Source organism: Nonomuraea sp. NPDC049141, from assembly GCF_040648415.1.
Classification (GTDB): domain Bacteria; phylum Actinomycetota; class Actinomycetes; order Streptosporangiales; family Streptosporangiaceae; genus Nonomuraea.
In genome coordinates, this window is sequence record NZ_JBEZDR010000019.1 from 143460 (window position 1) to 156156 (window position 12697).

The 12697-nt window shown below is 70.7% G+C and carries 14 protein-coding genes and 1 riboswitch; of the genes, 6 read left to right on the forward strand and 8 right to left on the reverse strand.

Annotated features, from left to right (window positions below; genetic code table 11):
- The first annotated feature begins 1 nt into the window (after position 1).
- From AB0B91_RS44465 to AB0B91_RS44475, 3 genes are all read left to right on the forward strand, one after another.
- Positions 2-1138: an AMP-binding protein gene (locus AB0B91_RS44465; RefSeq protein ID WP_358334013.1), complete on the forward strand. Its 1137-nt coding sequence runs from the start codon at positions 2-4 to the stop codon at positions 1136-1138.
- A 46-nt stretch (positions 1139-1184) separates the two neighbouring features.
- Positions 1185-1565, forward strand: coding sequence for a hypothetical protein (locus AB0B91_RS44470; RefSeq protein ID WP_358334015.1), 381 nt, complete (start codon positions 1185-1187; stop codon positions 1563-1565).
- A gap of 172 nt (positions 1566-1737) precedes the next feature.
- Entirely contained in the window at positions 1738-3051 is a 1314-nt protein-coding gene (locus tag AB0B91_RS44475) for a sigma-70 family RNA polymerase sigma factor (RefSeq protein WP_358334018.1), read from the forward strand.
- Positions 3052-3111: 60 nt separating this feature from the next.
- Here AB0B91_RS44475 and AB0B91_RS44480 read toward each other — a convergent pair whose 3' ends face one another.
- A complete protein-coding gene (locus tag AB0B91_RS44480) occupies positions 3112-3510 on the reverse strand; it encodes a hypothetical protein (RefSeq protein ID WP_358334021.1) in 399 nt (132 codons plus the stop codon).
- Between the two features lie 113 nt (positions 3511-3623).
- Here AB0B91_RS44480 and AB0B91_RS44485 point away from each other — a divergent pair, with 113 nt between their 5' ends.
- The gene (locus tag AB0B91_RS44485; protein WP_358334024.1) at positions 3624-4184 is read left to right on the forward strand and encodes a TetR/AcrR family transcriptional regulator C-terminal domain-containing protein; all 561 of its coding nucleotides are present in this window, start codon (positions 3624-3626) and stop codon (positions 4182-4184) included.
- A gap of 202 nt (positions 4185-4386) precedes the next feature.
- Positions 4387-4584 carry a DUF5999 family protein gene (locus tag AB0B91_RS44490; RefSeq protein WP_214634349.1) on the forward strand — a complete coding sequence of 66 codons (198 nt, stop codon included), beginning with the start codon at positions 4387-4389 and terminating at the stop codon, positions 4582-4584.
- Positions 4585-4652: 68 nt separating this feature from the next.
- Here AB0B91_RS44490 and AB0B91_RS44495 read toward each other — a convergent pair whose 3' ends face one another.
- The gene (locus tag AB0B91_RS44495; protein ID WP_358334027.1) at positions 4653-5243 is read right to left on the reverse strand and encodes an alpha/beta family hydrolase; all 591 of its coding nucleotides are present in this window, start codon (positions 5241-5243) and stop codon (positions 4653-4655) included.
- An 81-nt stretch (positions 5244-5324) separates the two neighbouring features.
- On the opposite strand from AB0B91_RS44495, the gene AB0B91_RS44500 reads away from it, so the two are divergent.
- Positions 5325-5672, forward strand: coding sequence for a hypothetical protein (locus tag AB0B91_RS44500; protein WP_358334030.1), 348 nt, complete (start codon positions 5325-5327; stop codon positions 5670-5672).
- Between the two features lie 104 nt (positions 5673-5776).
- Here AB0B91_RS44500 and AB0B91_RS44505 read toward each other — a convergent pair whose 3' ends face one another.
- The 6 genes from AB0B91_RS44505 to AB0B91_RS44530 form a co-directional block, all read right to left on the reverse strand.
- Positions 5777-6574, reverse strand: a complete 798-nt coding sequence (locus tag AB0B91_RS44505; RefSeq protein ID WP_358334033.1) for a tetratricopeptide repeat protein — start codon at positions 6572-6574, stop codon at positions 5777-5779.
- A gap of 182 nt (positions 6575-6756) precedes the next feature.
- A complete protein-coding gene (gene gcvP / locus AB0B91_RS44510; RefSeq protein WP_358334036.1) occupies positions 6757-9594 on the reverse strand; it encodes an aminomethyl-transferring glycine dehydrogenase in 2838 nt (945 codons plus the stop codon).
- Positions 9595-9749: 155 nt separating this feature from the next.
- A riboswitch (glycine riboswitch) is annotated at positions 9750-9844 on the reverse strand.
- 34 nt (positions 9845-9878) lie between these two features.
- Positions 9879-10499, reverse strand: coding sequence for a MerR family transcriptional regulator (locus tag AB0B91_RS44515; RefSeq protein ID WP_219539342.1), 621 nt, complete (start codon positions 10497-10499; stop codon positions 9879-9881).
- 148 nt (positions 10500-10647) lie between these two features.
- Positions 10648-11118, reverse strand: coding sequence for a bifunctional nuclease family protein (locus AB0B91_RS44520; protein ID WP_214634355.1), 471 nt, complete (start codon positions 11116-11118; stop codon positions 10648-10650).
- A gap of 109 nt (positions 11119-11227) precedes the next feature.
- Positions 11228-11890 (reverse strand): MerR family transcriptional regulator, encoded by a 663-nt coding sequence (locus AB0B91_RS44525; RefSeq protein ID WP_358334039.1) that lies wholly within the window; start codon positions 11888-11890, stop codon positions 11228-11230.
- A 64-nt stretch (positions 11891-11954) separates the two neighbouring features.
- On the reverse strand, positions 11955-12467 hold the full coding sequence (locus AB0B91_RS44530; RefSeq protein WP_358334042.1) for an FHA domain-containing protein: 513 nt from the start codon (positions 12465-12467) through the stop codon (positions 11955-11957).
- Positions 12468-12697: the final 230 nt, after the last annotated feature.

Sequence of the window (12697 nt, forward strand, 5' to 3'; positions counted from 1 at the left end):
CATGTTGAGGAACCCGTCGCATCCGGACCGGCCGTTGCACGCCATGGTAGGAACTCCAGGGCCCGAGCTGTTCGCGGCGGTCCGTGAGGCTCTGTCCGGAGACGGCCCGGCGATCCTCCCCCTGCCCGCCGGAAGCGCCGCCGACACGCTCCGGCCGACCCACGTCAACGGAGTACCGCAGGCCGGCGGCGAGGGCGTTCCGGAGGACGTGGCGGTGGTGATCGCCACCAGCGGCAGCACCGGGACGCCCAAGGGCGTCATGCTGTCGGCCACCGCGTTGCGCACCTCGGCGGCCTCCTCGCTGCGGCGCCTGGAGGCGGTCAAGGGCGAGCGCTGGCTCTGCTGCCTGCCGCCGTCCCACGTGTCGGGCCTCCAGGTGCTGGTCCGCGCCCTGCTCTGCGAGAGCGAGCCGATCATCCACCCGCGCTTCGACGCCCGCGAGGTGCTCGCCTCTGGCGCCGAACACGTGTCACTGGTGCCGACCCAGCTCCACCGGCTGGTCGAGATGAACGCCGACCTGTCGGTGTTCCGCACTATCGTGCTCGGCGGCGCCGCCCCGCGGGCCGGCCTGGTCGCCGAGGCCCAGGCGCTCGGCGCTCGGGTGGTCACGACGTACGGGATGAGCGAGACGAGCGGCGGCTGCGTGTACGACGGCCGGGCCCTTTACAATGTAGATCTCAAAATCGGCGACGACGGGCGCATCCGTGTCGCCGGCCCGGTGCTGTTCTCCGGCTACCGCTTCGGCGAGCCCGCCTCCTTCGACGGCGACTGGTACGTCACCTCCGACCTGGGCGAGCTGACCGGAGGCCGGCTGCGCGTGCTGGGCCGGGCCGACGACGTCATCAACACCGGCGGCGAGAAGGTGGTGGCCGCCTCGGTGGCCGAAGTGCTCGGCGGCCACCCCGAGGTGGCCGACGTGGCCGTGATCGGCCGGCCGGACCCCGAATGGGGAGAGATCGTCGTCGCCGTCGTGGTGCCCGCCGACCCCGCGGGCCCGCTCACGCTCGACCAGCTCCGCGCCTATGCCACCGACCGGCTCCCCGCCTACGCCGCGCCGCGCGAACTGCGACTGATGTCCCGGTTGCCACTGCTACCGAATGGTAAAACCGATCTCGTAAGCCTTAGGACAGGAACCTGATCCGTTGCGGGTGCGTCTTATGGATGAGAGCAGGAGGGAGCCCTTCATGAACCAGACCCGCAAGATGTGGGCATCCGCGGCGGTCGTCGGCGTGATCGTCGTCGGCGGAGCCTCAGTCGCGGCGGCCGCCTCGGCGGGCAGGCTCGAACAGGTCGCCAAGGAGACCAGAGCAGTGGTGGAGAAGGACCCGTCCAGCCAGCCGCCGTCCGAGCCGACCTCTGCCGATGAGATACCGGCCGAGCGCCTCGCCGAGCTGACCGCCTCGCCCGAGCCGAGCGATGGCCCCAGCGATGGCACCGTGGTGTCCAAGGAGCTCAACCCGGACCCGCAGAAGGTCCTCGAGTATTGGACGGACAAGCGCATGGAGGACGCGCAGCCCATGCCCATGCCCGAGGCGACAGCGGGCGAGATCACCCCCGGAGGGTGACCTCTCCCGGGCCTGGGGTGGGTCGCCTTTAGGGTGGTCCGCCCCTTTTTTTGTCCCTCCGGGAACAAATAGCGCTCAACGGCGTTATGGATACTGGTGCGCCGAGCGGCCGCAGTCGCCCCACCACAACCTTCGACTGATCGATTCGACTCCGTATGGAGGAGGTGTCCTCATGCCCCGAACCGCCGTGGCGACCCCGCCCACGACCCTCGACCAGCTGCTTGACCGAGGGCGAGCTCAGGGTCACCTTTCTCTGGCGGAGCTGCGCAACGCGTTCGCCGAGGCCGGCATCAGCCCCTCGAGCGGCCGTTCGATACTGCGCGAGCTCGCTGAGGCGGGTGTCAGCCTGGCCGCCGAGGACGAGCCGTCCCTCAGCAAGTCGGCCGCACGCAAGCCGGCCCGCAAGACCACGACCAAGCGGGCGAAGTCTACCGTCTCCAAGGCCGCGGAGCCAAAGACGGACTCCGCGGAGCAGGATGAGGACGCCCCCGAGGACCTCGTCCTGAGCCCGGACGCCGCGAGCGCCGACGATGCCGAGCTTGAGTCCGAGACGCTCGACCTCGACGACAACCAGTCGGTCATGGGCGACTCCGTGCACACCTACCTCAAGTCGATCGGCCGCCGTACGCTGCTCACCGCAGCGCAGGAGGTCGAGCTGGCCAGGCGGATCGAGGCCGGCCTGTACGCCGAGTACAAGCTGGAGACCACGACCGGCCTGTCCGCCGCCGCCCGCGACGACCTCGAACTGGTCATCGAGGACGGCAAGGCGGCCAAGGACCACATGCTGGAGGCCAACCTCCGGCTCGTCGTCTCGGTCGCCAAGAAGTACACCGACCGCGGCATGTCCCTGCTCGACGTGGTCCAGGAGGGCAACCTGGGCCTGATCAGGGCCGTGGAGAAGTTCGACTACACCAAGGGCTTCAAGTTCTCCACGTACGCCATGTGGTGGATCAGGCAGGCCATCCAGCGTGGCTTCGCCGACTCGGCCCGGACGATCCGCCTGCCCGTACACGTGCTGGAGATGCTCTCGAAGCTGTCGCGCATCGAGCGCGACATGCACCAGCGGCTGGGCCGCGAGCCCACCCCCGAGGAGCTGGGGGTCGAGCTCGACAAGACGCCCGACCAGATCGAGGAACTGCTGCGCACCAGCCGCCAGCCCATCTCGCTGAACGCGACGATCGGCGAGGACGGCGAGACCACGATCGGTGACCTCATCGAGGACGTCGACTCCCCCGAGGCGTCGGAGATCGTCGACCGCCAGTTGCTGGGCGACCAGCTGCGCGGCGTGCTCGGCAACCTCTCGCCGCGCGAGGCGAAGATCATGGCGCTGCGCTTCGGCCTGGTGGACGGCAAGCCGCACACGCTCGACGAGATCGGCAAGCACCTGGGCCTGACCCGGGAGCGCATCCGGCAGCTCGAGAAGGAATCGCTTTCGAAGCTGCGCCACCCGAGCAACACCCGCCCGTTGCTCGACTGGGCCAGCTGATCCGCGACGAAGCCCCGGCACTTCCCGTGCCGGGGCTTTGTCATGTCCTCCGCTGAAGAGTCAGCGGGAGGCGGGCACCGGGCGCGGCACGCGCGGGATGCCCCACAGCCGGTTGTCCTCGCGCAGCGTGCGCAGCCGGTCGACCTCGGCGGTCCACATGGCCCCGTCGGGCGTCGCCTTGGCCTTGCGGCGGGCGATGCGGTCGTCATAGGCCTTGACCCCGAACGTGGCCCGCTGCCCGCTCTCGGCCGCCCGCAGCGCCTCGCTGAGCGCCTTGTCGAACGCCTGCCCGGCGGCGAGCAACTCGATCTCATCCGCGGCGGCGGCCCGCAGGTCGCGCAGCAGCTGCTCGCTCTGCCGAGCCTTGTCGAGCAGCTCGGGGAAGCTCTTGGAGATCTCCAGGTCCGCGTGGTAGCGGACCTCGGCCTCGCGGCTCACCCGCGGACGGAAAAACGCCATCGACTCTGCCCCTCATCCCAATCAGCTCGTATCAAGCGACCAGGGTACGCCTGTCCGCGACACGCGCCATAATCGGACCCACGCGGCGCCCTTTACATAGTAAGATGATCTCCATGCCCGCCAAGAGACCGCCGGTGCCGCTCTCCCGCGAGCGCATCATCGACGCCGCCCTCCACATCGCCGACTCCCAGGGGCTGCGGCGCCTGACGATGCGCCGGCTCGGCGACGCCCTGCAGGTGGAGGCGATGGCCATCTACCACCATCTGCCCCGGGGCAAGGAGGCGCTGATGGACGCGCTGGCCGAGCACGTCACCGCCGTCCACGTCGAGCAGGGCCCCACCTGGCAGGAGACGGCCAGGTCGTGGTGCCGGGCCGGTCGTGAGCTGCTGCGCGAGCACCCCGGCGTCCTGGCGCTCGCGCTGACCAAACCGCCCAAGGGCGGCACGGCGCTGGCCATCAGGGAGCAGACGGAGCAGCTCGCCGACGCGGGCCTGGCGGACGCCCAGGAGGCGGTGCGGGCGCTGCGGGCCTTCGTGTTCGGCAGCGTCGCGGTCGAGGTCCAGCAGTCAGGCTGGGCCGACCCCGAGGTCGACGAGTGGACCAGGCGCGACGAGCGCGCCGACGTCGACTTCGAGCGCGGCCTCGACGCCTTGTTGCGAGGCTTGCAAAGCTAGTGGGCGTGTCGAGCTTGGACCGTTATCCTGTATAAGGCACGCTGTGTCGAAGGTCACACTTTCGCATCCTCCTGTAACAGTCCTAACGGACTATGTCCGAACGTGTGACATACGCCGCACACTTGAAAGAAAGACAGCACCCACACAGTTCCCGCCCCTACCTATCCGCGGGAGCCATTCACGAGATATCGGAGGCACGCCGATGTGCCCGCACGACCCGGCCTGTCCGGCAGCCGAGGCGCCCGACCGCGAGGCCGCACGTACCCTCGCCTGCCACCCCGAGCAGGGGTGGAGCCTTCTCTGCAACGGCGTCGTCCTTTTCGAGGACACCGGGGAGCTCCTGCCTGGCGGCACCGCCATCGCTCCGCACCGCCCGGACCCGCTCGTCGGCGCCGCCTGAGCCACCCGCTCGCGCGAAGCGCCCGTTGAGCGGCGACCCCACTCGCAGGCACCCCTGAGCCGCGCCGCTCACACGTAGCCGGCGATCCACTCGGCGACCACCTCGCCCACCCGGGCGGGGTCCTTTTTCAGCTCGTGCCCCTCGCCCGGCAGCACCACGAGGCGGGCCGCGTCGGCGGCGTCGGGCACGCCGAACGGATCCCGGTCGCCGTTGACCACCAGCACGTCCACGCCCGCCTCGCGCAACTCCCCGGCCCTGGACTTCTCGGGCCTGCCCGGCGGATGCAGCGGGAACGCCAGCGCCACCGCCGCGACCGCGCCGACCGCCTTGGCCGTACGGCAGGCCACCCTGGCCCCGTTGCTCCGGCCGCCCTGCACCAGCGGCAGCCCCGGCCACCGCGCCCGCAGCTCGCCCAGCACGGCCTCCCAGGCCTCGTCCTGCCGTGCGGCGGAGCCCGGCGCGCGCGCCCCGGCGAGCCGGAACGGCTGCGTCACCCTGGCCACCACGGCCCCCGCGCCCAGGGCGGCGTCGCGCACCGCCAGGAGATCGGGCGCGTCCACTCCCCCGGCCGACCCGTGGGTCAGCACCAGCAGCAGCCGGGGCCGCTCCACCTCGTCGAACTCGACCAGCGCCGGACCGCGCGGCGTCATGAACCGCATGTCAGAACCGTACCTGGGGATGACTTCGCCTTAGCCCTCAGGGCTGATGACGGCGTGCCGTGTAGCCGCGATGATGGCCTCATGCCAGAGATGCGCCCCATCCGCGAGGACCTGCAGGCGACGCTCGACGCCCGCCGCGACCTCGGCCCCGAATACGAAGCCGCCCTGGTCGAGTCGTTCGTGGAGCGGCTCGACGCCACGATCGCGGCGCGGGTGCGCGCCGAGCTCCATGCCCACGGCGCCGGCTCGGGCAGGACCAAGAGCCCTGGAGCGGCGATGATCCCGATCGCGCTGGGGTCGATGGGCATCGGCATCCCGCTGACGGCCATCGCGGGCGCCCGTGGCGGCGGGCTGGGCCTGGCGATCGCCTGGCTCGCCATCGTCCTGATCAACGTCGCCGCGGCCGCCGCCATCATGCGCCGCGGCTGACCACCACGCCTCCGCGTCCTGGGCCGCGGTCGGCTGCGGCGCGACCGCGCCTCCGCCGCCGGTCAGGCCTCCAGGTCGTGACGCGGCCGCACCTCTGCCGCAGGTCAGGCGTCGCGGTCGTAACGCAGGCGCACCTCTGCCGCCAGCGTCTCGTCCGCGTGCTCCAGCCCGTACGTCCAGACGCGGTCCGCGTCGTCGGTGCGGCCACGCAACGGCAGGGTCCTGGCCAGCAGCTCGATGGCCAGAGCGCTCGTCGGCGCGTCACCACCGTCCTCCACCGCCCCCGCGAACTCCGCGCAGGCGAGCTCCAGGTGCGCTATGCCGAGCTGCACCCGCAACCGGGCCACCTCGTCCTCGGGGGCCACCTCGAGCGCCTCCAGCAGCACCTCAGCCGCCTCCCCCGGCTCCCCGCGCTCCAGCAGCAGGTCGGCCAGCTGCTGCGCGGCGTGCGCGGCCACGTCCGGCCCGGCGACGGCCAGGGCGGCCCGCAGCTCGTCCTCCGCCTCGTCGTAGTCGCCCGCCTCCACGGCCAGCCGGGCCAGAGCGAGACGCGCCAGCGGGACGTAGGCGGCCGTGCCGACGCCCAGGACGGCCTGCCACGCTCCCCTGGCCTGCTCGGCCCTGCCCTCCCGCTCGAAGCCCTGCGCGAGGTGACAGGCCGCCTGCGCGGCGAACTCCGGATGCCCGGTGGCCAGCGCCACCCTGGCGGCCGCCCGCGCCGCCTCGTGGTCGCCCCGCTCGTCGAGCACCACGGCGAGGCCCACGGCGGCCTGCGCCCGGTCGGGCCCGTCGGGGTCGGCGACCAGCTCGGTGAGTATGGCCACCGCGCCGTCGAGATCACCGTCCTCGGCCAGGCGGCGGGCGGTGTCCAGAGGCGGGACCTGCAGCTCTGAGAACGTCAAGAGAGCTCCTTAGGCGACGGTCGGACCGAGCCTAACGACTTCCGGTGATCATGTCTTCTCAGCGGCCACCTTGGCTGGGTGACAAGGGATGAAAACTCCGGACACCGACGAACGAGCGTGGCCCTCTCCACCGAGCGCAGCGGCGGAGAGGGCCACACGGTCACGTCGCGGCGGCGATCCGGTCAGTCCTCGTACGCCTCCAGCGGCGGGCACGAGCAGACCAGGTTGCGGTCACCATAGGCCTGGTCGATGCGCCGCACCGGCACCCAGTACTTGCCCTCGCGCAGCGACGGCAGGGGGTAGACCGCCTCGGTGCGGCTGTAGGGGTGGCTCCACTCGTCGGCCGCGACGGCCTCGGCGGTGTGCGGGGCGTTGCGCAGCGGGTTGTCGGCGCGGTCGTAGTCGCCCGACGCGACCCGCGCGATCTCGCCCCTGATGGCGACCATCGCGTCCACGAACCGGTCGAGCTCGGCCAGATCCTCGCTCTCGGTCGGCTCGATCATCAGCGTGCCGGCGACCGGGAACGACATGGTCGGCGCGTGGAAGCCGTAGTCGATGAGCCGCTTGGCCACGTCGTCGACCGTGACGCCGGTCTCCTTGGTGATCTGCCGCAGGTCGACGATGCACTCGTGGGCCACCAGCCCGCCGCGCCCGGTGTAGAGCACCGGGTAGTGCGGGGCCAGCCGCCGCGCCAGGTAGTTGGCCGACAGGATCGCCTGCTCGGTGGCCGCGGCCAGGCCGTCGCCGCCCATCATCCTGACGTACGCCCAGGAGATCGGCAGGATGCCCGCCGAGCCGTAGGGGGCCGCGGAGACCGCGCCGACGGGCGAGCCGGCGCGCAGCGGGTGGCCCGGCAGGTAGGCGGCGAGGTGGCCGCGGACCGCAACCGGGCCGACGCCGGGGCCGCCGCCGCCGTGCGGGATGCAGAACGTCTTGTGCAGGTTGAGGTGGGAGACGTCGGCGCCGAACTCGCCCGGCTTGGCCAGCCCGACCAGCGCGTTGAGGTTGGCCCCGTCGACGTACACCTGGCCGCCCGCGTCGTGCACCTTGGCGCAGACCTCGGTGATCGTCTCCTCGAAGACGCCGTGCGTCGACGGGTAGGTGAGCATGATCGCGGCCAGTCCGTCACGGTGCTTGTCGATCTTGGCGTCGAGGTCGGCCAGGTCCACGTTGCCCTCGGAGTCGCAGGCCACGACCACGACGCGCATGCCGGCCATGACGGCGCTGGCCGCGTTCGTGCCGTGCGCGGAGGACGGGATGAGGCAGATGTCGCGGTGGTCGTCGCCGTGGTCGCGGTGGTAGGCCCGGATCGCGAGCAGCCCGGCGAACTCGCCCTGGGAGCCGGCGTTCGGCTGGATGGAGACCGCGTCGTAGCCGGTCACCTCGGCCAGCCACTCCTCCAGGGTCTCGATGAGGTGGCGGTAGCCCTCGGCCTGCGCGGTGGGCGCGTAGGGGTGGATCCCGGCGAACTCCGGCCAGGTGATCGGCTCCATCTCGGTGGTCGCGTTCAGCTTCATCGTGCAGGAGCCGAGCGGGATCATGGAGCGGTCGAGCGCGATGTCCTTGTCCTGGAGCCTGCGCAGGTAGCGCAGCATCGCGGTCTCGGAGTGGTGGCTGTGGAAGACGGGGTGGGTGAGGTAGCCGGACTCGCGGGTCAGCGAGCCGGGCAGCGTGTCCAGTCCCTCGTCGGCGAGGAGGCCGGCCACCGGCCCACTGGCGCCGAAGGCGGCGGCGACCTGCTCGAGGTCGGCCGCCGTGGTCTTCTCGTCGCAGGCCACCGAGACGTGGTCGGCGTCGGCCTGCCACACGTTGACGCCGCGTTCGGCGGCCTGCCGTACGACCTCGGCGGCCCGGCCGGGCACCCTGGCCAGCACGGTGTCGAAGAACTCGCGGTGCACGACCTCGACGCCGCCCCGGCGCAGGCACTCGGCCAGCGCCGCGGCGTGCCGGTGGACGCGGGCGGCGATGCGGCGCAGCCCGTCGGGCCCGTGGTAGACGGCGTACATGCCGGCGATGACGGCGAGCAGGACCTGCGCGGTGCAGATGTTGCTGGTGGCCTTCTCGCGCCTGATGTGCTGCTCGCGGGTCTGCAGGGCCAGCCGGTAGGCGGGCGCGCCGTCGGCGTCGACGGAGACGCCCACGAGGCGGCCGGGCATCTGCCGCTGCAGTCCCTCGCGTACGGACATGTAGGCGGCGTGCGGCCCGCCGAAGCCGAACGGCACGCCGAAGCGCTGCGAGGAGCCGATCGCGATGTCGGCGCCGAGCTCGCCGGGCGCGGTGACCAGGGTGAGCGCGAGCAGGTCGGCGGCGGCCACGACGAGCGCGCCGGCCGCGTGCGCCCGCTCGGCCACGGCGCGGAAGTCGCGCAGCCGGCCGGAGGCGCCCGGGTACTGGACGAGCACACCGAAGCACTCGGGCAGCTCCCCGTCGAGCGTGTCCTCCACGAGCGTGATGCCCAGCGGCTCGGCGCGGGTGGCCAGCACCGTCTTGGTCTGGGGCAGCGCGTCGGCGTCGACGACGAACACCTGGCTCTTGGACTTGCCCGCGCGCCTGGCCAGTGTCATCGCCTCGGCGGCGGCCGTGCTCTCGTCGAGCAGCGAGGCGCCCGCGACGGCGAGTCCGGTCAGGTCGGTGACGACGGTCTGGAAGTTGAGCAGCGCCTCCAGGCGGCCCTGCGAGATCTCCGGCTGGTAGGGGGTGTAGGCGGTGTACCAGCCCGGGTTCTCCAGCAGGTTGCGGCGGATCACCGCAGGGGTGATCGTGTCGTGGTAGCCCAGGCCGATCATCGAGGTGAGCACCCGGTTGCGGCCCGCGATGGCCCGCAGCTCGGCGATGACCTCGGTCTCACTGGCCGCGGCGGGCAGGGCGAGCCGGTCCTTGATCCTGATGGACTCCGGGACGGCCACCGCCACCAGGTCGGCCACGGACTCGAAACCCACGGCCTCGAGCATGCGCTGCTGCTCGGGTTCGGACGGGCCGATGTGCCGGGTCGAGAACGGCGGAACTGACAGATCGGTCATGCGAGGTGCCTCCCGAGGGCTTTGGAGACCGGCGCCAGGGCGCGGGCGAGTGCCGGATCTCCCCCTCTGTCATGGCGACCTGAGAGCTTCACCCCATGTGGGCTTGCACCGTCGGTGAGGTGCGCCTGGCGGGCGCACCTGCTTTCCAGAGTTGCCTACCCCGCGCGGTACAGGTGCCTGAGAGATTCCGGGGAGGGTTGCTCCTTCGGCGCCCCGGGAACCAGCCCGGGGACTCTCCCGCATGGGGTTATCAGCCTTGCGCTCTACAGGTTACTACCCAATTGCTACCCTATGCGGCGCGCGCGCCGCCGCTGGGCCAGCTCGTCAGCGGGGTGGTCGGCCGGGACGCTGTCCTCGACCGCCGCCCTTTCCCCCGGCAGCTCCGCGAGGGAGCCCTCGACCTCTCGCCAGACCCGGCCGAGCGCGATGCCGAACACGCCCTGGCCGCCCTGGAGCAGATCGATCACCTCGTCGGCCGAGGTGCACTCATAGACGCTGACGCCGTCACTCATGAGCGTGATCTGCGCGAGGTCGCCCACCCCGCGGTCACGCAGATGTTGTACGGCCGTACGGATCTGCTGGAGGGAGACTCCGGTGTCGAGGAGCCGCTTGACGACCTTGAGCACCAGGATGTCGCGGAAGCTGTAGAGCCGCTGCGAGCCCGAGCCGTGCGCGGCTCTTATCGTCGGCTGGACCAGCTCCGTGCGCGCCCAGTAATCGAGCTGCCGGTAGGTGATGCCGGCCGCCGCGCACGCCGTCGGGCCACGGTATCCGATGTCTGCCGGCAGCGACGCGGGCTGCTCGTCGAAGAGCAGCCCCTGCTCTCCGGCACGCTGCCGCGCACTCTCACGCCGCACCGGATCTTCCTGGCCGGTCGTCTTTCCCTCGCCGCTGCTGACCGCCACGCGGACCTCCGGCTTTCTCTCATCCCGTGGCCTGATCTGGGGGTTCGTAAAAGCGCGACCACGGGTTTCACTTGCACCGTAGGACCGTGACCATGCGCAGTCAACGATCCGGCTCGGCGCGTCGTGAAGCGTAAATGCACTGAAATACCTACCCCGCCCGGCCAAAGTCTTCGGGGGTGATCGTGTCAAGGAACTCCCTGAACTTCTCCACCTCATCCTCCTGGTCGTCCGGGATGATCACCCCGGCTTCCTGGACGACTTCTTCGCTGGCGAAGATACGCGCTCCGGTGCGGAGCGCGAGCGCGATCGAGTCGGACGGGCGCGCGCTCACCTCTACGCCGTTGGAGAACACCAGATCGGCGAAGAAGATCCCGTCACGCAGCGCAACGATGTTGACCGCGCGCAGACCCACGCCAAGAGCGCTCAGCACGTCCCTGAACAGGTCGTGCGTGAGCGGACGGGCTGGAGGCTCCTCCGCTTGGGCCAGCGCGATGGCCGTGGCTTCGGTCATCCCAATCCAAATCGGCAGGAACCTCTCCCCGTGTGCCTCCTTGAGCAAGACGATCGGCTGATTTGTGGGCATCTCTACGCGAACACCCACGACCTCCATCTGCAACACGGGCTGCTCCATATTCGACTGGTCGGCGACCCCGGCACAGCTATTTGGCCGGTCCGCTTCTGCATTTCAACGTAACACCCGAGGGGCCTTGTATGTCCCGCTGGTCCGGTCATCGGCCTAGAACGGTTCGCACGCCCGTGCGGACGAGAGAGGCATGCAGGTCGAGCAGCAACGCCGACAGCTCCCTGGCGGCCTCGTCGGCCTCTCCGATGGCCCCTGGGGCCCGTCGTTTGAGTATCGGCGCGATCGTCTGCTCCACCAGCCCGCACTCGCGCTCGGCCGCGGCCTTGACCGCGCGTAGATGCCGGGCGCGCAGGCCGAACCGGGCCAGGGCGCCGACGCTGCGCGCCACGTTGAGCGCCTCCTCGTCGTAGCGCCTGGCCGTCGCCGCGAGCAGCCCGTAGTCCTCGAGCTCGGCGAGCGTCTCCTCGTCGAGCCCGGCCGCCTCCAGCAGCTCGGCACGGCTCAGCCGTACTTCCTGCCGCTCCGGCCGGTCGGTCAAGGCCCGCGGACGGCCGAAGTGCTCGGCCATCTTGTCCTTGATCACCCGCAGCGGCAGATAGTGGTCGCGCTGCTCGGTGAGGATGTAGCGGAGCTGCTCGACGTGCAGGTGAGTGAACTTGCGGTAACCCGACGGGCTGCGCTCAGGCTCGATGAGCCCCTCGCCCTCCAAGAACCGGATCTTGGAGATCGTCACATCGGGGAACTCGCCCTGGAGCATGGCGAGCACCTCCCCGATGCTCATGTGCGAGCGTGCCGCCTGCGCGCTCATGCGGCTCCCTCCGACGGCCGCTCGCTGCGCTCGGCTGCTCCCACCAGTCGCTCGCTGCGCTCGCTCATGCGCCGGCGGCGGTCCGCATCAGGAAGACGAGGCGGAACTTGCCGATCTGCACCTCGTCACCGGAATGCAGCGGCACCTCCTCGATGCGTTCCCTGTTGACGTAGGTGCCGTTGAGGCTGCCCACGTCGCGCACGGAGAACTGGCCGCCACGCAGGCGGTAGAACTCCACGTGCCGGCGGGAGACCGTGATGTCGTCAAGGAAGATATCGCTTTCGGGATGTCGCCCCGTGGTGGTGAGCTCCTTGTCGAGCCGGAACCGGCTTCCTTGGTTGGGCCCCCTGGTCACCGTGAGCAACGCCGTGCCCGGCGGCAGCTGCTCCACCAGTGCGCGCTCGGCGAGGAGCATGTCACCGGTCTCAGCCTCGTACGCCTCGATTCCCGCGACGGAGATCGTCGATGTGGTGTCCCCGGCGACCTCGGCTCTGGTCAGCGGTGACCCACAACGGGAACAGAAACGGGCATCCTCGGGGTTGGCGTGCCCGCACTGCGTGCAGTAGACGCTCGGCATCGATCGGCTCGGCCTCCTACCGCGAAGACGCGGCAACGGGGATCTGGACGCGCCTCGCTTCGCTCTTCAAGTTTGCGAATGCCGCAACTTACGCTGATCAGCGGCAAAGGTCAAGGCGAGGCGCTGGACGACGGGTTCGGACGGTGACAAAGTTACCGCCGCCCGAGCCTCAAGGTCCATGCCGCCGCGCGTTTCAACATTACGATCTTGTACGTTCCACCGCCACCTAT

What these genes read in the sequence shown, in the direction of transcription:
- gcvP (WP_358334036.1), bottom strand. Translation starts at nt 9,594, where the DNA reads ATGACCGATCTGTCAGTTCCGCCGTTCTCGACCCGGCACATCGGCCCG.
- AB0B91_RS44470 (WP_358334015.1), top strand. Translation starts at nt 1,185, where the DNA reads ATGAACCAGACCCGCAAGATGTGGGCATCCGCGGCGGTCGTCGGCGTG.
- AB0B91_RS44465 (WP_358334013.1), top strand. Translation starts at nt 2, where the DNA reads ATGTTGAGGAACCCGTCGCATCCGGACCGGCCGTTGCACGCCATGGTA.
- AB0B91_RS44480 (WP_358334021.1), bottom strand. Translation starts at nt 3,510, where the DNA reads ATGGCGTTTTTCCGTCCGCGGGTGAGCCGCGAGGCCGAGGTCCGCTAC.
- AB0B91_RS44530 (WP_358334042.1), bottom strand. Translation starts at nt 12,467, where the DNA reads ATGCCGAGCGTCTACTGCACGCAGTGCGGGCACGCCAACCCCGAGGAT.
- AB0B91_RS44475 (WP_358334018.1), top strand. Translation starts at nt 1,738, where the DNA reads ATGCCCCGAACCGCCGTGGCGACCCCGCCCACGACCCTCGACCAGCTG.
- AB0B91_RS44485 (WP_358334024.1), top strand. Translation starts at nt 3,624, where the DNA reads ATGCCCGCCAAGAGACCGCCGGTGCCGCTCTCCCGCGAGCGCATCATC.
- AB0B91_RS44490 (WP_214634349.1), top strand. Translation starts at nt 4,387, where the DNA reads ATGTGCCCGCACGACCCGGCCTGTCCGGCAGCCGAGGCGCCCGACCGC.
- AB0B91_RS44525 (WP_358334039.1), bottom strand. Translation starts at nt 11,890, where the DNA reads ATGAGCGCGCAGGCGGCACGCTCGCACATGAGCATCGGGGAGGTGCTC.
- AB0B91_RS44495 (WP_358334027.1), bottom strand. Translation starts at nt 5,243, where the DNA reads ATGCGGTTCATGACGCCGCGCGGTCCGGCGCTGGTCGAGTTCGACGAG.
- AB0B91_RS44500 (WP_358334030.1), top strand. Translation starts at nt 5,325, where the DNA reads ATGCCAGAGATGCGCCCCATCCGCGAGGACCTGCAGGCGACGCTCGAC.